General features: G+C 71.6%; 12 protein-coding genes. 5 read left to right on the top strand and 7 right to left on the bottom strand.

Features of this window, described 5'->3' with window-relative positions:
• Positions 1-41 precede the first annotated feature (41 nt).
• The 3 genes from ACFYM0_RS16435 (at position 42) to ACFYM0_RS16425 (ending at position 5,725) form a co-directional block, all read left to right on the top strand.
• Positions 42-581, top strand: coding sequence for an RNA 2'-phosphotransferase (locus ACFYM0_RS16435; protein ID WP_388501563.1), 540 nt, complete (start codon positions 42-44; stop codon positions 579-581).
• A gap of 195 nt (positions 582-776) precedes the next feature.
• Positions 777-2,681 (top strand): HSP90 family protein, encoded by a 1,905-nt coding sequence (locus ACFYM0_RS16430; RefSeq protein ID WP_388501560.1) that lies wholly within the window; start codon positions 777-779, stop codon positions 2,679-2,681.
• Positions 2,678-5,725, top strand: coding sequence for a tetratricopeptide repeat protein (locus tag ACFYM0_RS16425; RefSeq protein ID WP_388501558.1), 3,048 nt, complete (start codon positions 2,678-2,680; stop codon positions 5,723-5,725). Before ACFYM0_RS16430 ends, ACFYM0_RS16425 begins: the two co-directional genes overlap by 4 nt.
• Positions 5,726-5,811: 86 nt before the next feature.
• On the opposite strand, the gene ACFYM0_RS16420 is transcribed toward ACFYM0_RS16425, so the two are convergent.
• Both ACFYM0_RS16420 and ACFYM0_RS16415 read right to left on the bottom strand, forming a co-directional pair.
• On the bottom strand, positions 5,812-6,717 hold the full coding sequence (locus ACFYM0_RS16420; protein ID WP_388501556.1) for an LLM class flavin-dependent oxidoreductase: 906 nt from the start codon (positions 6,715-6,717) through the stop codon (positions 5,812-5,814).
• Between the two features lie 138 nt (positions 6,718-6,855).
• Positions 6,856-7,122: a hypothetical protein gene (locus ACFYM0_RS16415; protein WP_388501554.1), complete on the bottom strand. Its 267-nt coding sequence runs from the start codon at positions 7,120-7,122 to the stop codon at positions 6,856-6,858.
• 177 nt (positions 7,123-7,299) lie between these two features.
• Here ACFYM0_RS16415 and ACFYM0_RS16410 point away from each other — a divergent pair, with 177 nt between their 5' ends.
• The gene (locus ACFYM0_RS16410; RefSeq protein WP_388501550.1) at positions 7,300-8,235 is read left to right on the top strand and encodes an HAD hydrolase family protein; all 936 of its coding nucleotides are present in this window, start codon (positions 7,300-7,302) and stop codon (positions 8,233-8,235) included.
• Positions 8,236-8,253: 18 nt separating this feature from the next.
• On the opposite strand, the gene ACFYM0_RS16405 is transcribed toward ACFYM0_RS16410, so the two are convergent.
• From ACFYM0_RS16405 to ACFYM0_RS16390, 4 genes are all read right to left on the bottom strand, one after another.
• Positions 8,254-9,990: a GAF domain-containing sensor histidine kinase gene (locus tag ACFYM0_RS16405; RefSeq protein ID WP_388501548.1), complete on the bottom strand. Its 1,737-nt coding sequence runs from the start codon at positions 9,988-9,990 to the stop codon at positions 8,254-8,256.
• A 10-nt stretch (positions 9,991-10,000) separates the two neighbouring features.
• Positions 10,001-13,627, bottom strand: a complete 3,627-nt coding sequence (cydD, locus tag ACFYM0_RS16400; protein WP_388501547.1) for a thiol reductant ABC exporter subunit CydD — start codon at positions 13,625-13,627, stop codon at positions 10,001-10,003.
• A 61-nt stretch (positions 13,628-13,688) separates the two neighbouring features.
• Positions 13,689-14,690 (bottom strand): cytochrome d ubiquinol oxidase subunit II, encoded by a 1,002-nt coding sequence (cydB, locus tag ACFYM0_RS16395; protein WP_388501545.1) that lies wholly within the window; start codon positions 14,688-14,690, stop codon positions 13,689-13,691.
• Between the two features lie 18 nt (positions 14,691-14,708).
• A complete protein-coding gene (locus ACFYM0_RS16390; protein WP_388501542.1) occupies positions 14,709-16,214 on the bottom strand; it encodes a cytochrome ubiquinol oxidase subunit I in 1,506 nt (501 codons plus the stop codon).
• Between the two features lie 188 nt (positions 16,215-16,402).
• On the opposite strand from ACFYM0_RS16390, the gene ACFYM0_RS16385 reads away from it, so the two are divergent.
• Positions 16,403-16,771: a cyclophilin-like fold protein gene (locus ACFYM0_RS16385; RefSeq protein WP_243331197.1), complete on the top strand. Its 369-nt coding sequence runs from the start codon at positions 16,403-16,405 to the stop codon at positions 16,769-16,771.
• Between the two features lie 16 nt (positions 16,772-16,787).
• Here the strand turns inward: ACFYM0_RS16385 and hisC are convergent, their stop codons facing one another.
• Positions 16,788-17,870: a histidinol-phosphate transaminase gene (gene hisC / locus ACFYM0_RS16380; RefSeq protein WP_388501539.1), complete on the bottom strand. Its 1,083-nt coding sequence runs from the start codon at positions 17,868-17,870 to the stop codon at positions 16,788-16,790.
• Positions 17,871-18,107: the final 237 nt, after the last annotated feature.

The raw sequence follows: 18,107 nt of genomic DNA, 5'->3' as shown, positions 1-18,107 counted from the left end.
AATCGCTGCGCCGGACCCATCCGAGCCGTCACGCTGGGCGAATGGATGACAAGCGCACCGTCAAGGTGTCCAAATACGTCTCGAAACACCTCCGCCATCAGCCGGAACGGATCGGACTGACGCTCGACCCGCAAGGTTGGGTGGAGATCGACGATCTTCTGAGCGCCACGGCCGCCCACGGCTTTCCCATCAGCCGGGCGGAGCTCGACCACGTGGTCGCCGCCAACGACAAACAGCGGTTCGCCGTCGAAGGCAGCCGCATCCGTGCCAGCCAGGGGCACACCGTGCCAGTGGACCTGGGCCTGCCGGAGGCCGAACCGCCCGCGTACCTCTACCACGGCACCGTCGCGGCAGCCCTGGACGCGATCCGCGCCGAGGGACTGCGCCCGATGGCCCGCCACCACGTCCACCTCTCCCCGGACCGGGAGACCGCGACCCGCGTCGGCGCACGCCGCGGCCGGCCGGTCGTCCTCGCCGTGGACGCGGGGGCGATGCGCGCCGCGGGGCACGTCTTTCGGATCAGCGCCAATGGGGTGTGGCTGGCGGACTCCGTGCCGCCGCAATTCCTGCGGTTCCAATAACCCGCAGATGCTCGGGAGACGCACCGGAGAAGCCGGGAAGAAGCCGGGGCGAAGATCCGGAGAAGCCCCACAAGCCCCGGAATTCACCGAAGGATTGTCAGATCATCCCCCTACGCTGTTCCTCACTCCGGGATCTGTGAGGGGGGTACCTCGCGGTCGCCGAACAACCCGTACCAGCACGCGAGGTGACGCCCCATGACGGCGGAAGAAACCCAAGGAACCCACCCGAACACCTTCCAGGTCGATCTGCGCGGTCTGGTCGACCTGCTCTCCCACCACCTCTACTCCAGCCCCCGCGTGTACGTACGCGAGCTCCTCCAGAACGCCGTGGACGCGGTCACCGCCCGCCACGCCCTGGATCCCGAAGCCGAGATCGCCATCCGCCTGTCGGCGACCGGGAACCGGGTGACCATCGAGGACAGCGGCATCGGCCTGACCGCCGACGAGGCCCACTCCCTCCTCGCCACCATCGGACGCAGCTCCAAGCGCGGGGGCCCGCACGGCTTGGAGACCACCCGCCAGGAGTTCCTCGGCCAGTTCGGCATCGGTCTGCTCGCCTGTTTCGTCGTCGCCCGCCAGATCCGCGTGGTCACCCGCTCCGCCCGCGATCCACTGGCCGCGCCCGTCGAATGGCTGGCCACGGACGACGGCTCGTACACCGTCCGCGAGCTGCCCTCCGAGGCCCGCCCGGAGCCCGGCACCACCGTGGTCCTGGAGGCCCGCCCCGGCGCCGAGGAGTGGACCGTCCCGGCCAGGGTCGAGCAACTGGCCCGCGACTACGGCTCCCTGCTGCCCTACGACATCACCTTCGACGACGGCTCCGCCGCCGGACCCCGCCCGGTCACCGACCGGCCGGCCGTCTGGGACCGGTCCTTCCCCACCCCCGCGGCCCGCCGCGTCGCGCTCGCCGGGCACTGCGCGCAGCTCTTCGGTTTCACCCCGCTCGACAGCATCGACCTCGACCTGCCGGTGGCCGGAGTGCGCGGAGTCGCCTACGTCCTCCCCGAGCCGACCAGCCCCGCCCACCGGCCCGGACACCGCGTCCACCTCAAGGGCATGCTGCTGACCGAGAAGGCCGACAACCTGCTGCCCGACTGGGCGTTCTTCGTCCGAGCCGTCCTGGACACCGATACCCTGCGGCCCACCGCCTCCCGCGAGAACCTGTACGACGACGAGACCCTGGCCGCCGTGCGCGAGGCCCTGGGCACCCGCGTCCGCGCCTGGCTCACCGAGCTCGCCGCCAGCGAACCCGAGCGGCTGGCAGCCTTCCTGAGCGTGCACCACCTCGGGGTGAAATCACTCGCACGGCACGACACCGAGCTGCTCGGCCTGATGCTGCCCTGGCTGCCGTTCGAGACCAGCGACGGCTCGATGAACCTGGAGGAGTTCGCCGCCGCGCACACCGAGATCCACTTCACCCGGACCGTGGAGGAGTTCCGCCAGATCGCCCCGATCGCGGCGGCCCACGGCCTCGGAGTCATCAACGCCGGCTACACCTACGACGCCGACCTGCTGGCCCTGCTCCCCGCCGTACGCCCGGAGCTCAAGGTCACCGAGCTCGACGCGGGAGCCGTCACCGAGCGCCTCGATCCGGTCCCGACCTCCGCCGAACTGGCCCTGGCACCCTTCCTGGCCACCGCCCGCACCCGGCTGGAAGCCCAGAGCTGCGACGTGGTCCTGCGCGCCTTCCAGCCCGCCGCCGTCCCCGCGCTCTACCTCGACGACCGCCAGGCCCGTCAGGAGCGCGACCGCACCGCCGCAATGGAGAGCGCCGACTCGCTGTGGAGCGGCATCCTCGGTTCGCTGCGCGGTTCCGCTCCGCGCGCCCGCCTCGTGCTCAACCACAACAACCCGCTCATCCGCCGGATCGCCGCCCTCCCGGACGAGTCCCTGACCGCCACCGCCATCGAATCGCTGTACGGCCAGGCCCTGCTGAGGTCACAGCGGCCGCTGCGCGCGTCCGACACCACCCTGCTCAACCGGGCCTTCCTCGGACTCCTGGAATGGGCGACGCACCCGGTCGGCAGCGCGCACAGCACGGAGAGCACCGGAAGCACCACCGGAGCCGACGGCACCGACAGCCAGGGGGAGCAGAAGTGAGCACGCTGACGCGCGAGGAGATCGAGCGCGGACTGGCCGAGAACCGCCAGGCTCCGGGCGGGACCGCACGCAACGCGCACGCCGAGGCGCTGTCCGCCGCCGCCGAAGCGACCGGGGACCGGCCGCTGTTCCGTGCGGCACTGGACAACCTGATCAATGCCTACCTGTACAGCTCCGAGTCGCCGAAGATGCTCGTGCCCTTCGCGCGGCTGCTCCAGGAGTACGACAAGGACCAGGGCGCCTTCGACGAATGGGACGCCCACTCGCTGTTCTGGCAGTTCAAGTGGATCGCCAGCGCCATCGGCCACTCTCCCGAGATCCCGCTGGATTCGGCCGCCGGCTGGCTGGACGAGATGGAGCGCCGCTACCGGATCGCCGGTTACAGCGAGCGTCCCGTGCGCGAGGCCGAGCTGTGGCTCGCCGACTCGACCGGCGACGACGAGCGGGCGGGACGCGCGTACGCACGCTGGCAGGCCGCCGACCGCGACGACATGAGCGACTGCCACGCCTGCGAACTCAACAGCCAGGGCCAGTACGCCGTGCTGCGCGGTGACGACGCCGAGGCCCTGGGGGTCTGGCAGCCCGTGCTGTCCGGCGAGCAGACCTGCGCCGAGGAGCCCCACCGGGTCCTGGCCGCCTCGCTGCTGCCACTGGTGCGGCTCGGCCGGTTCGACGAGGCACGCTCGGCCCATCTGCGCGGATACCGGCTGGCCCGGGACAAGGAGAGCCTGCTGCCCTCGGTGGGCCGGCACATCGAGTTCTGCGCGCTCACCGGGAACGAGTCCCGCGGCCTGGAGATCCTTGCCGAGCACGCGGCGCACGTGGCCCCGCTCGCCAACCTCTCCGACCGGCTGGCCTTCCACGGCGGAATCCTCGTCCTGCTGCGCCGCCTGACGGAGCTGGGCCACGGCCAGAGCCCCGCCGTCCCCTACGAGGGCAGCCCGCGCACCGTGTCCGAGCTGTACGAGGTGCTGCGCTCGGGCTCGCTCGACATCGCCCGGCGCTTCGACGCGCGCAACGGCTCCAACCGGGTTTCGGAGCGGTTCCTCGCGCGGATCGCCGCGCCCCCGCTGACCGCGGTCCTTCCCCTGGGCGTACGCAGCTCCGCGCTCGCGGCGCTCCCGCAGCCGGGCCCCGCCCCGGTACCCGGGGCGGCGGCCCCGGCCGGGGGCTTCGCGGAACTCGTGGAACGGGCCCGGGAGGCGCGCGAGCTCGGGCATCCCGGCTCGGACGCCCTCTGGGAACAGGTGGCCCTGCGCCCCGAGGCGGCGGCCGGGTCCGATCCGCTGGTCGCCGCCGATGTGGCGGACCACCGGGCCCTGGCGGCGGCCCGGGCCGGGGCCGGCGACGCCGCGGAACTGCTGGCCGGCGTACGCGAGCGCTACCGGGAGCTGGGGCTCGCGGAGCGGGCCGCCCTGGCCGAGCTGCGGCTGGCCACCGTGGCCGCGCAGTCGGGCACCGCTGCGGGAGAGCTGCGCGCACTGCTGGCCGTCGCCCTGCGTGCCGCCGAGGAGCTGGAAGCGGACGAGCCGCTGCGGATCCGGCGGATCGCCCTCGCGGAACTGACCGGGATCCGGGTGGAGTCGTACCTCCGCTCGGTCGAAGCCACGGAGGACCCCGAACACGGGGACGGGCACGGGCACGGGCACGGGGACGGGCACGGGCCGGGCCAGGGACAGGGCCACGGCGAACTGGCGCACGACCTGGCCGCCTTCGCCGATGCCTACGCCGCACACCTGCCCGACCTGGTGGCGGAGGCCGAGGAGATGCTGGGCCGGCTCGCCCTCTCGCAGGGCGACCCCGAACGAGCCGTGGCGCTGCTCGCCGGCTCCGCCGACCGCTCGGTGGCGGCGGCCCGGCCGTGGCTCGCCGTGGACCCGCTCGTGCTGCGGGCCGGCGTGCTGATGTCCCTGGACCGAACGGCGGAGGCCGAGGAGTCGGCCCGCGCCGGTCTGGCTCACGCCGCGGAGGTGACCGACGCCGAGGCGCAGGGCGTCGTACGGCTCACCCTCGCCGACATCCTGCTGGGGCGCGGCGAGGCCGACGCGGAGGCCGCGCGGCACGCCCTGGAGGCGGCGCACTGGTTCGACCAGGCGGGGCTCACCGCCGACGGCGGAGCACAGGCCCGGCTGCTGCTCGCCCGGTGCCACGCTCGTGAGGGCCACACCGTCGAGGCGGCCGAGGTGCTGCAGTCGACGCTGCCGGACCTGCTGGAGCACGGCGAGGGCCAGGCCGTTTCCGCACGGGAGTTCCTGGGAGACCTGCTGCGCGAGCTGCACGATCCCCGGGGCGCGGCCGAGCAGTACCTGTTGGCGGCGGAGCTCGCCGAGGGCTGGGAGGACCCGCGTCCGCAGGCGAACTTCGCCCAGGCCGCCGCCGATCAGCTCTCCGGGGCTCAGCTGGTGCCGGAGGCGGTCGCCGCGTACGAGCGGGCCCTCGAACTGCGCCGGCGGTCGAAGGACGCGCCGGTCGCCGAGGTACGGATCCTGCGGTCGCTGGCCTGGCTGGGGCTGCGCGAAGAGGTCACCGATGCGGGGGTGGCGCGGGCCCGGGCCAGGATGGGCGAGGCGGCCGAGGTACTGACGGCCGCGCTGGAACAGGCTCCGCAGGACCCCGAGGCGCGAGCCGAACTGGCCGAGACCTGGAACCAGCTCGCCCAGGTCCTCGACCGCCGGGTCCGCGCCGACGAGGAGGCGCACGAGGAGGGTGGGGGAGCGGAAGAGCGGGAGGAGAGCGGGGGTTCAGGGCCCGCGGAGCCGCTGGGCGAGGCGGAGCTCGAGGCGCTGCGGCTGGAGGAGATCCTGCTGTGGGAGCGGGCCGCTGCCCTCTACGCGGAGCTCGGCCCGGAGCATCTCCAGGCCCGGTTCCAGTGCGTGAACAACGCCGCCTGGACCGAGCACGAGCTGGGCCGGGCCGAAGCCGGCGCCGCCCGGGTCTCGGCACTGGCGACCGAGGTGCGCGCGCTGCCCGGGGGCGTGGCCCCGGAGTGGCTCCTGGAGAGTGCCGAGCGGACCACGGAACACCTGCTGCGCACCTCGTCCTGAGGCGGGGCGCTGCCGTCACTCCGAACCCGGGGCGACGGCAGCGGACAGCAGGCGGCGGCAGCGGGAGCCATTCAGCTCATCCCGTCTCAGCCCAGCTGTGCGAGCGCCTCGGTGGCGATCTGCTCGAAGACGCCCTGGTCGGCTGCGAAGTCGGAGTCGGGGATCGGCCAGTGGATCACGAGTTCGGTGAAGCCGAGCTCTTGGTGGCGGCCGGCGAAGTCGACGAAGGCCGCCACGGACTCCAGCGGCCGCCCGCGGTCCGGGGTGAAGCCCGTGAGCAGGACCTTGTCCAGCTCGGCCACCTCCCGGCCGGTCTCCGCACACGCCTTGCCGAGCTTCTCGACCTGCCCGCGCAGGGCCTGTACCGACTGCTCCGGGGTTCCCTCGTCGAAGATCTTCGGGTCGCCGGTGGTCACCCAGGCCTGCCCGTACCGCGCGGCGAGCTTCAGGCCGCGCGGGCCGGTCGCGGCGACGGCGAAGGGCAGCCGGGGCCGCTGGACGCACCCGGGGATGTTGAAGGCCTCCTCCGCCGAGTAGAAGGTGCCCCGCTGCGAGACGGAGTCCTCGGTGAGCAGCCGGTCGAGCAGCGGCAGGAACTCCCCGAACCGGTCGGCGCGCTCCTTCGGGGTCCACGGCTGCTCCTGGCCGAGCACGGTGGCGTCGAAGCCGTTGCCGCCGGCGCCGATGCCGAGCGTGATCCGTCCGCCGGAGATGTCGTCGAGGGAGATCAGTTCCTTGGCGAGCGTCACCGGGTGGCGGAAGTTCGGCGAGGTGACGAGCGTGCCGAGGCGCAGCCGCTCCGTAGCGGTCGCGGCGGCCGTGAGCGTCGGCAGAGCGCCGAACCACGGCCCGTTCCGGAAGGTCCGCCAGGAGAGGTGGTCGTAGGTGTAGGCCGCGTGGAACCCCAGTTCCTCGGCCCGCTGCCACGTGGCCCGACCTCCCTCGTGCCAGCGTTCGACGGGCAGGATCACGGTACTCAGGCGCAGACTCATGTCCCCGAGCCTACGTCCGCTCTGGAGCCGGTCGTCGGCATCCCGCCGACACGGCCGATTGGATCCGCGCCGAAGCACGCACCGCCGGATGCTGGGGCGGCGCGCACGCGGGTCCACGTCGTGAGCGGCCCGGAGCCCTCATGTCCCGCTCTGGACCTTGCTGCCCCCCAGGGCCAGCAGCACCGCGGAGTAGGGGCGGGCCGAAGCAGCGGCGCGGCCGGCGCGGGCCAGGGCGTCGGCCACACCGGCCAGGACCTCACCCACCAGCACCGGCTCGCGCTCCGGTTGGGAGGTGCCCGCCCGTTCGCACACCGTGCACAGGGCCATCGCCAGGCTCGCGACCCACCTGGCATGCGAGCCGCCACAGGCGTCGCAGTCCGCCGTGCGGGCTGAAGGGATGAGCACGTCGCCCCCGTATGACGTCGTCGGAACCTGCACCGAGCCGGCAGCGCCATAACGGCAGTCGAACCGGCGAGGAGATCCTTCCACCGCCCACTGACAACCATGTCGCCATGTTTCACGTGAAACAGCGGCCCGAGCCAGGGACGTGATGTTTCACGTGAAACATCGCCGACCCTTGGCATGGGCGAAGATGGAGCCGTGACCTCGGCTCCCCAGCGCCCGGACGGGCCAACCCCCGCGACCCGGCTCATCGCCACCGACCTCGACGGCACCCTGCTGCGCGACGACAAATCCGTCTCGGAGCGCACCGTCGCCGCCCTCGCCGCCGCCGAGGAGGCCGGCATCGCGGTGTTCTTCGTGACCGGACGACCGGCCCGCTGGATGGGTGTGGTCAGCGACCACGTCCAGGGCCACGGCCTGGCCATCTGCGCGAACGGCGCCGCCGTCGTCGACCTGCATGCCATCGACCGGCACGCCCCTGACCGGACCGCCTCCGACCACCGGCCCGCGGGCCGGGAGTTCGTCCAGGTCAGGCCGCTGCCCCGGATCACGGCACTCAAAGTGGTGGAGGCCTTGCGGAGCGCCGCCCCCGGCACCTCCTTCGCCGTCGAGCTGACCACCGGCATCAACTACGAACCGCAGTACCCGCCGTTCTTCCAGGACCCGGGCGCCAATGTCGCCACCGCCGAAGAACTGCTCCATCAGGCCACGGACGACGATTCGGCGCCCGTGCTCAAGGTGCTCGCGCACCACTCCGAGCTGGCTCCGGACGAGTTCCTGGCCCTGGCCCGCTCCGTCGCCGGCGCGTACGCCTCGATCACCCGCTCCAGCCCTACCTCCCTGCTGGAGATCAGCGGCCCGGGGGTCTCCAAGGCGAGCACCCTGGCGCTGTGCTGCGAGGAGCGCGGCATCTCCCCGGCCGAGGTGGTCGCCTTCGGCGATATGCCGAACGACGTGGAGATGCTCGGCTGGGCCGGCACCTCGTACGCGATGGGCAATGCCCATCCGGATGTGATCGCGGCCGCGTCGGGCCGTACGGTCGCCAACAACGAGGACGGCGTCGCCCTGGTGATCGAGCGCATCCTGGCCGAACGGACCGCCCACACCGAGGCGTAGCCGCGAGCCGAGGCGTGACTACAGCGGGGCCTCCCACACCAGGGTGGTCCCGCCGCCCTCCTCACCGAGGCCGGGGCCGTACGAGCTGGACCCGCCGAGCGATTCGGCCCGCCGGCGCAGGTTCCGCAGCCCGCTGCGCCGCCCGCCCTCCGGGATGCCCACCCCGTCGTCGGCCACCTCCAGCCGGACCCCGGGCCGCCCGTCGGCCAGGCTGACGGTCGAGTCCAGCACCACCTCGATCCGGGACGCCTCCGAGTGCCGGAACGCGTTCGACAACGCCTCGCGCAGGGCCGCGATCAGGTTCTTGCCGACGAGTTCGCCGACCACCGCGTCGATCGGTCCGAGGAAGCGGTGTGCGGGCTTGAAGCCCAGCGGCACGGCAGCCATGTTGATCTCCCGCAGCACCCGGGTGCGCAGCCCCGAGGGGGCCTCTGCCGGTCCCTGCTGGAGAGCGAAGATCGCGGTGCGGATCTCCTGGATCGTCACGTCGAGCTCGTCCACGGCCTTGCCGACACCCTCGCGGACCTCCGGGACGATGGAGCGGCGCTGGGCGCCCTCCAGCATCATCCCGGTGGCGAAGAGCCGCTGGATGACCAGGTCGTGCAGGTCGCGGGCGATCCGGTCGCGGTCCTCGAACACCGCGAGGCGCTCCCGGTCCCGCTGCGCCTCCGCCATCATCAGCGCCAGGGCCGCCTGCGAGGCGAACTGCGTGGCCAGGGTCCGCTCCGCCTCGGTGAACGGGCGCTTCCCCCGCGCCCGCGGCGTGACGAGAGCCCCCAGCACCCGGCCTCCGCTCTGCAGCGGAAGCATCATGCAGGCCCCGTACTGGCTGGTCAGGCGGCTGATCATGCGCGGGTCCGAGGCGGCGTCGTCCACGAAGACCGGCTCGCCCTCCAGCAGCCGGGCCACCACCGGGCTTTCGGCAGGGATGACGACGCCGAGGGAGGTCGCCGGGTTCTCCGCGGAGACCGCGACGATCTCCATCCCGCCCTCCTCGGCCGGCAGCATCACGATCCCGGCGGCCGAATCGGCGAGTCGGCGTGCCTGTTCGGCCACGACCGCCAGCGCGTCGTCCGCGTCCCCGCCGGACAGCAGGGCCGTGGTGACGGCGACCGAGCCGTCGATCCAGCGCTCGCGCTGGGTGGCGGCCTCGTAGAGCCGGGCGTTGCCGATGGCGATGCCCGCCTCGGTCGCCAGCACCCGGACCATGTGGACGTCGTAGTCGTTGAACGCGCCGCCGCCGTTCTTCTCCGCCAGGTAGAGGTTCCCGAAGATCTCTCCCTGGACCCGGATCGGAACGCCGAGGAACGTCTTCATCGGCGGGTGATGGGCGGGGAAGCCCGCCGAGCGCGGGTCCTTGGTCAGGTCGGCGAGCTGCACCGTGTCGGGGTGCGAGATCAGCGCGCCGAGCAGGCCGCGCTTCCCGTCCGGGCGGTGCCCGATCTTCTTCGCCACCGCGTCGCTGATGCCGAAGGTGACGAAGTCCGAAAGCCCGCGGCCCTCGGTGTCGACCACGCCGATGGCCGCGTAGCGTGCGTCCGCGAGCTCGGCGGCGGTCTCGCAGATCCGGTCCAGCGTGGAGTGCAGTTCGAGGCCGGTGCCGACCGACCGCATGGCCTCCAGCAGCTGCGGCACCCGGGCCGTGAGCTCGGTGGACAGCCCCTGGAGGCTGCGGGTGGCGGCGGTCGCAGCCTCCATCGGGTCTGCCGATTCCGGCGGGTACTCGGGCGATTCCTGCGACTCCTGCGCTGACATGCCCTTGAGCCTAGTTAGTCCCCTTTAGCGAGGAAAGTCGAGCCTGCCCGGAGCCGCCGGTCAGGCCCGCCTCCCGCTCCCGCTCCAACAGCCGGCGCAGCGGACCGGGGGCCGCCGCCAGCTCCGCGTACGCACCGCGCTGGACCACGGCGCCGCCGTCCAGGATCAGCACCTCGTCGACCTCTTCCAGGCCGGCCAGCCGGTGCGTGATCAGCACGGTGGTGCGGCCCTCGGTCGCGGCGAGAAGGTCCGCGGTCAGCGCGTCGGCGGTGGCCAGGTCGAGGTGCTCGGCCGGCTCGTCCAGGACGAGGACCGGGAAGTCCGCGAGCAACGCCCGCGCCAGGGCGAGACGCTGGCGCTGCCCTCCGGAGATCCGTTCTCCGTGCTCGCCGACCAGCGTGTCCAGCCCGTCCGGGAGCCCCTCGGCCCACTCCAGCAGCCGTGCCGCGCCGAGGGCCTCACGCAGCCGCGCCTCGCTCGCCCCGGGCGCCGCCAGGCGCAGGTTCTCCCGTACCGAGCTGTCGAAGATGTGCGCGTCCTGCGCGCACAGGCCCACGACCCGGCGCACATCGTCCCCGTCGAGGGCGCGAGCTTCGGTCCCGCCCAGGGTGTACGAGCCTTCGTGCTGGTCCAGGAAGCGCAGCAGGACCTGTGCCAGCGTGGTCTTGCCGGCTCCCGAGGGCCCGACAACAGCGATCCGGCGGCCCGCCTCCAGGGTCAGGTCGAGCCCGCTCAGCGCGTCCTTCTCCTGCCCGGGGTGGCGGGCGGCGAGCCCCGTCAGCCGCAGCGGGAAGGGCGAGTCGGGCAGGGCTTCGGGCCGCTCCGGCTCGGTGACGGGAGCGGGCGTGTCGATGACTTCGTAGACCCGCTCCGCGCTGCGCCGGACCCGCTGGCGGTACTGGACGGCCTGCGGAAGCCCGCTGACGGCCTCGAAGGCGGCCAGCGGGGTCAGGACGACCACCGCCATGGCCACCCCGGACAGCCGGCCCCCGGCGACGGCGTTCGCCCCGACGGCGGCCGAGCACACCACGGTCAGCCCGCTCACCAAGGCCGACAGCCCGCTCCCGAGCCCGGTGACGGCAGCCGCGCGGGCCGCGATCCCGGTCAGTGTGCGGTCGCTGTCCTTCGTGGCGGCCTTGCGCCCGCCGAGCGCTCCGGCGACGGTGAGCTCCGCGGTTCCGGTGAGCAGATCCGCCACACGGGTGGCGAGCTCGCCCCGGGCGGGCGCGAGCCTGCGCTCCGTCCGGCGTGCGCAGACCGCGCTGACGAGCGGTACTCCGACACCGGCGGCCAGCAGCCCGACAGCGAGCACCGCCCCGGCCCCGGGCAGCAGCCAGGCGGTGAACGCCACCGAGCCGGTGCCGACGAGCGCCGCGGTACCGACGGGCAGCAGCCAGCGCAGCCAGTAGTCCTGCAGGGCGTCGGCGTCGGCCACCAGCCGGGTCAGCAGATCCCCGCGCCGCTGGGTGCGCAGTCCGGCGGGCGCGATGCGCTCCAGCCGCTGGAACACCGCGACGCGAAGGTCTGCCAGCATCCGCAGGACCGCGTCGTGGGACACCAGCCGCTCCGCGTAGCGGAAGACGGCCCGTCCCATGCCGAAGGCCCGCGTCGCGGTGACGGCCACCATCAGGTACAGCACCGGCGGCTGTTCGGAGGCGCGCGAGATCAGCCATCCGGAGACGGCCATCAGCCCGACGCTGCACCCGACGGCCAGCGCCCCGAGGAACAGCCCGAGCCTGAAACGTCCCTGCCAGGCCTTGGCCACCCCCCGCACCCGCTTGAGCGGATCGCCGCCGGCATCGCCGCCGCCCGAATCGGCACCGGCGCCCGTACCGCCCGTCCGCTCCGGGGCGTCCCCGAGGATCCATTCGCCGGGATCGCGCGGCTCCGTTCCCGGCGCGGCCTGTCCCGCCCGCACGGCGGGATGCAGCACGGCGGGGGAGGGCTCGGCGGTGGAGGGACAGGCGGTGGAGAGACGGGCGGTGGAGAGACGGGCAGGGCCGGCCCCGACCCTCACGACCCGGTCGGCCAGCGCCAGCAGCGCCGGTCGGTGCACCACGAGCAGGACGGTACGCCCGACCGCGAGGCGGCGTACCGCCTCGACCACGGCCGCCTCGGTCTCGCCGTCCAGGGCCGCCGTCGGCTCGTCGAGCAGGAGCACCGGCCGGTCCGCCAGGAACGCCCGCGCCAGCGCGAGACGCTGGCGCTGCCCCGCGGACAGACCGACCCCGCCCTCGCCGAGGAGCGTTTCCGCCCCCCGCGGCAGAGCCCGTACGAACTCCCAGGCCCCCGCGTCCACCAGAGCGGCGGTCACCTCGGCATCGGTGGCGCCGGGCCGCGCAAGCCGTACGTTCTCCGCGATCGTCCCGGCAAACAGGTGCGGCCGCTGCGGCACCCACGCGATCCGCTCCCGCCACTGCTCGGGCGCCAGCCCGGCCAGGTCCGCGTCCCCGACCCGGACCCGGCCGGCAGTCGGCGTCACGAAGCCCAAGAGCACCTGCAGCAGCGTGGACTTGCCCGCGCCGCTCGGCCCGGTGAGGGCCACGCATTCGCCCGGCTCCACGGTCAGCGAGACGGGTCCGGGGGAGTCCTCGCCCCGGCCCTCGTACCGGACGGCCACCCCGTCGAGCTCGATCCGCAGTTCCGAGACCGGAACGGAGGCCGTCCCCCGCGATGCGGTGACCGGGGTCTCCAGCACCTCGAAGATCTCTTCCGCGGCGGCCAGTCCCTCCGCCGCCGCGTGGTACTGCGCTCCGACCTGACGCAGCGGCAGGTACGCCTCGGGCGCCAGGACGAGGATGACCAGCCCGGTGTAGAGGTCCAGCTCCCCGTGGACGAGCCTCATGCCGATGGTCACAGCGACCAGCGCCACCGACAGGGTCGCCAGCAGTTCGAGTGCGAAGGAGGACAGGAACGCGATGCGCAGGGTCCGCATCGTCGCCTGCCGGTAGTCATCGGTGATCTTGCGGATGGACTCCGCCTGCGCCTTCGCGCGACCGAAGACCTTCAAGGTCGGCAGGCCCTCCACCACGTCCAGGAAGTGCCCTGAGAGCCGGGAAAGCAGCCGCCACTGGCGGTCCATCCGGGACTGGGTGGCCATGCCGATCAGGATCATGAACAGGGGGATCAGCGGGAGCGTGACCACGATGATCGCCGCCGACACCCAGTCCTCGGTGACGATCCGCGCGAGCACCGCCACGGGGACGACGATCGCGAGCCCCAGCTGGGGCAGATACTTCGAGAAGTAGTCGTCGAGGGCGTCCACGCCCCTGGTGGCCAGGGCCACCAGGGAGCCCGTCCGCTGTCCGCTCAGCCAGCCGGGTCCGAGGTCCGCCGCCCGCTCCAGCAGCCGGCCGCGCAGTTCCGACTTGACCGCCGCGCTCGCCCGGTGCGCGGCCAGCTCGGTCAGCCAGGCGACCAGACCCCGGCCGAGCGCCACCGCCGCGAGCAGCAGCAGGGGCGTCTGCAGGGCGCCGCCGTCCAGTCCGTCCTCGAAGGCGCCGACCACGATCTCGGCGATCAGCATCGCCTGGCCGACGACCAGCCCCGCCCCGGCGAGCCCGAGGGCCACTACCGCCCCCAGGAAGAGGCGGGTGGACCGGGCGTACCGAAGCAGACGCGGGTCGATCGGTTTCACGTGAAACATCCCCCAGGCAGGAGCAGGCGGAGCGGAGCAGGCAAGGTGCGCGGGGCCGGACTCAGTGCACGTCGACGATGTGCTGCGTGCCGATGCGCTTGCGGAACACCCAGTAGGTCCACGCCTGGTAGAGCACGACGACCGGAGTCGCCACCGCCGCGCACCAGGTCATGATCTTCAGGGTGTACGGGCTGGACGAGGCGTTGGTGACCGTGAGGTTCCAGGCGTCGTCCAGCGAGGACGGCATGACGTTCGGGAACAGCGTCAGGAAGAGCATCGCGACGGCCGCCGCGATGGTGACCCCCGACAGGCCGAAGGACCAGCCCTCCCGGCCCGCGAGGTTGAAGCCGAGGGCACCGACCAGGGCCAGTACCGCCACGGTCATGGCGATCAGGCTCCACCCGTCACCGCGCGAGACCTGGGTCCAGATCAGGAAGACGAGCGCCAGGACGGCGGTCACCGCTCCGAGCCGCGTGGCCAGCTTGCGCGAGCGGTCGCGGATGTCACCGACCGTCTTGAGCGAGGTGAACACCGCGCCGTGGAAGGTGAACAGGGTCAGGGTGACCAGGCCGCCGAGGATCGAGTAGACGTTGAGCAGGTCGAAGAAGTTTCCGACGTACTCCATGTCCTGGTCGATCTTCACTCCGCGCACGATGTTGGCGAAGGCCACTCCCCACAGGAACGCGGGGATCAGCGAGGTCCAGAAAATCGCGTGTTCCCAGTTGGTCTGCCACTTGTCCTCTGGCCGCTTGTGCCGGTACTCGAAGGCGACCCCGCGGATGATGAGGCAGATCAGGATGATCAGGAGCGGCAGGTAGAAGCCGGAGAAGAGGGTGGCGTACCACTCCGGGAAGGCGGCGAAGGTCGCGCCGCCGGCCGTGAGCAGCCAGACCTCGTTGCCGTCCCACACGGGCCCGATCGTGTTGATCAGGACCCGCTTCTCCGTGCGGTTGCGGGCCAGCAGCTTGGTCAGGACGCCGACTCCGAAGTCGAAGCCCTCCAGGAAGAAGTAGCCGATCCACAGAACGGCGATGAGCACGAACCAGACGTCGTGGAGTTGCATGGTGTGGTCTCCTCAGCCTCAGTACGAGAAGGCCATCGGCCGGTCGGGGTTCTTGTCGTCCCCGCCGATCTTGGTCGGCGGGTTGAGGTCGGCCTCGGTGAGCTCGGGCGGGCCTGCCTTGACGTACTTCACGAGGAGCTTGACCTCGATCACGGCGAGCGCGGCGTAGAGCAGTGTGAAGCCGATCATCGAGGTGAGCACCTCGCCCTGGGAGACGTGCGGCGAGACCGCGTCCCTGGTGCGCAGGACCCCGTAGACGACCCAGGGCTGGCGGCCCATCTCGGTGAAGATCCAGCCCCAGGAGTTGGCGATCAGCGGGAAGCCCATGGTCCAGAGCGCGATGATCCAGTACCAGTTCGTGAACTTCGGGCTCAGCGCCTTCTTGAAGAGGACCAGGTGCGGGACCTCTTCTTCACCGGTGCGCAGCCCCGGCGGGAGCATGAACTTCTTGCGGGTCAGCCAGAGCCCCAGCATGCCGACGCCGAGCGACGCCATGCCGAAGCCGATCATCCAGCGGAATCCCCAGTAGGCGACGGGGATGTTGGGCCGGTAGTCACCGGGCCCGAACTTCTCCTGCTCGGCCTTGTTGACGTCGTTGATGCCCGGGACGAACGAGGTGAAGTCGTCGTTGGCCAGGAAGGACAGCAGGCCGGGGATCTCTATGGCGACCGTGTTGTGGCCCTTTTCCACGTCGCCGTAGGCGAAGACGGAGAAGGGTGCCGGTGCCTCGCCGTCCCAGAGCGCCTCGGCGGCGGCCATCTTCATCGGCTGCTGCTTGAACATGACCTTGCCGAGGAGGTCTCCGCTGATGGCGGTTCCCAGACCGGCGATGATCATGACGACCAGGCCGAGTCGCAGCGAGGTCCGCATGACGGGGATGTGCTTCTTGCGGGCGAGGTGGAAGGCCGCGATGCCGACCATGAACGCGCCGCCGACCAGGAAGGCCGCCGTCATGGTGTGGAAGAACTGGGTCAGCGCGGTGTTCTGCGTGAGCACCAGCCAGAAGTCGGTGAGCTCGGCCCGGCCGCGTTCGGGATTCATCCGGTAGCCGACCGGGTGCTGCATCCAGGAGTTCGCCGCGAGGATGAAGTACGCGGACAGGATGGTGCCGATCGAGACCATCCAGATGCAGGCCAGGTGGATCTTCTTCGGCAGCTTGTCCCAGCCGAAGATCCACAGGCCGATGAAGGTGGACTCGAAGAAGAAGGCGATGAGCGCCTCGAAGGCCAGCGGGGCTCCGAAGATGTCACCGACGAACCGCGAGTAGTCGGACCAGTTCATGCCGAACTGGAACTCCTGGACGATGCCCGTGACGACACCCATCGCGATGTTGATCAGGAAGAGCTTGCCCCAGAACTTGGTGGCCCTGAGGTACTTCTCCTTTTCCGAACGCACCCAGGCGGTCTGCAAGATCGCGACGAGCGCGGCCAGCGAGATCGTCAAGGGAACGAAGAGGAAGTGATAGACGGTGGTAATACCGAACTGCCATCGCGCCAGGGTCTCTGGCGCCAAAGCTAGGTCCACGTCGTCGTCTCCTTCGTTTCGCCGTGGTCACAGCCGCAGTTTGCCTCTTGTATCCCACTCAATACGGGAGCAAGCAGGACACGCTTGTGAACGCGTTCACATTCACAAGCATTATGTCGCACTGCTGTCGGCATCCTTCAGGGGGGTCCCCCTAGCGAAGAAATTCAACAGATTGTTGAATGCGACCCATGAAGATTCGATTCCTCTGGCCCGCCGGCCAGCTCACCGCAACGCTCGACGAGACCCCGACCGCCAAGGCGCTCGCCGACGCGCTCCCCATTTCCGCCTCTGCCAACACCTGGGGCGAGGAGGTCTACTTCGACACGGGCGTCTCCGTGGCGCTGGAGCACGACGCCCAGCAGGTCGTCGAGCCCGGCACGGTCGCGTTCTGGACCGAGGGCGACGCACTCGCACTGCCCTACGGCCCGACCCCGATCTCCCGCGGGGGCGAGAGCCGCCTGGCGAGCCCGTGCAACGTCCTCGGCTCGTTCGACGGCGACCCCCGCCTGCTGGCCACCGTCCGCGACGGCGACCCCATCCGCGTGGAACTGGCCTGACCAGCCCCCGGGAGCTCTAGAGCTCCTTGAAGAACGCCTCCGCCGTGTGCAGGAAGAGGTCGTTCGCCTCGGGCTCGCCGATCGTGACCCGCAGGCCCTCGCCCGCGAAGGGTCGGACCACCACGCCGGCCTTCTCGCAGGCCGCCGCGAAGTCGGCGGTCCGCTCCCCGAGCCGCATCCACACGAAGTTGGCCTGCGTCTCGGGCACCACCGTCCAGCCCTGGGCCAGCAGCGTCCCGTAGACCCGGTTGCGCTCGCTCACCAGCGACCCGACGCGGCCCATCAGCTCGTCCTCCGCCCGCAGCGAGGCGACCGCCGCGTCCTGGGCGAGCTGACTGACACCGAAGGGCACCGCGGTCTTGCGCAGCGCCGCGGCCACCGGCTCGTGTGCCACCGCGAAGCCGACGCGCAGGCCGGCGAGCCCGTAGGCCTTGGAGAACGTACGCAGCACGGCGACATTGGGGCGGCCGCGGTAGAGCTCGATGCCGTCCGGGACCTCGACGTCGCGCACGAACTCCTTGTACGCCTCGTCCAGGACGACGAGGACGTCGGAGGGCACCCGGTCCAGGAACCGCTCCAGCTCGGCACGGCGCACCGCGGTACCGGTGGGGTTGTTGGGGTTGCAGACGAAGATCAGACGGGTCCGCTCGGTGATCGCCTCGAACATCGCGTCCAGGTCGTGAACGTCGCCCTCGGCCAGCGGGACCTGGACCGAGGTCGCACCCGAGATCTGAACGATGATCGGATAAGCCTCGAAAGACCGCCAGGCGTAGATGACCTCGTCGCCCGGACCCGCCGTCGACTGGATCAGCGACTGGGCGACCCCGACCGAGCCGGTGCCGGTGGCGATGTGCTCGACCGGGACCCCGAACCGCTCCGCGAGCTCGTTCACCAGGCCGGTGCACGCCATGTCCGGGTACCGGTTGAAGTGGCCGGCCGCCGCGACCACGCTCTCCAGCACCCCAGGCAGGGGCGGGTACGGGTTCTCGTTCGAGGACAGCTTGAAAGCCACCGGACCGCCCGCTGCCGCGGGCTTTCCGGGCTTGTAGGTGGGGATGCCGTCCAGCTCGGCGCGCAGCTTCGGGCTCTTCTCGCTCACCGCAGGTCCTCCTCGACCGTCCCGTACGACGTCGCCGTCGACTCAATACTCCTCACCTTATGAGGATTCCGTCCATCCGAGAACGGCAGGCGCCTGGAATGCGGGAGAGCGCACGCATATATGCGTGCGCCGGTGGCCTGCGCCGTGGCGCGCGTCCCTCGTACAGGTGAGTTGAGTAGAGCCCGAGAGCGCACCGTTTTGGCATGCACGGTCCCGTCGACAAGGACACCAGACACT

The organism is Streptomyces sp. NPDC006487 (assembly GCF_042870555.1).
GTDB lineage: Bacteria > Actinomycetota > Actinomycetes > Streptomycetales > Streptomycetaceae > Streptomyces.
This window is presented reverse-complemented; position numbering and strand designations above follow the sequence as displayed.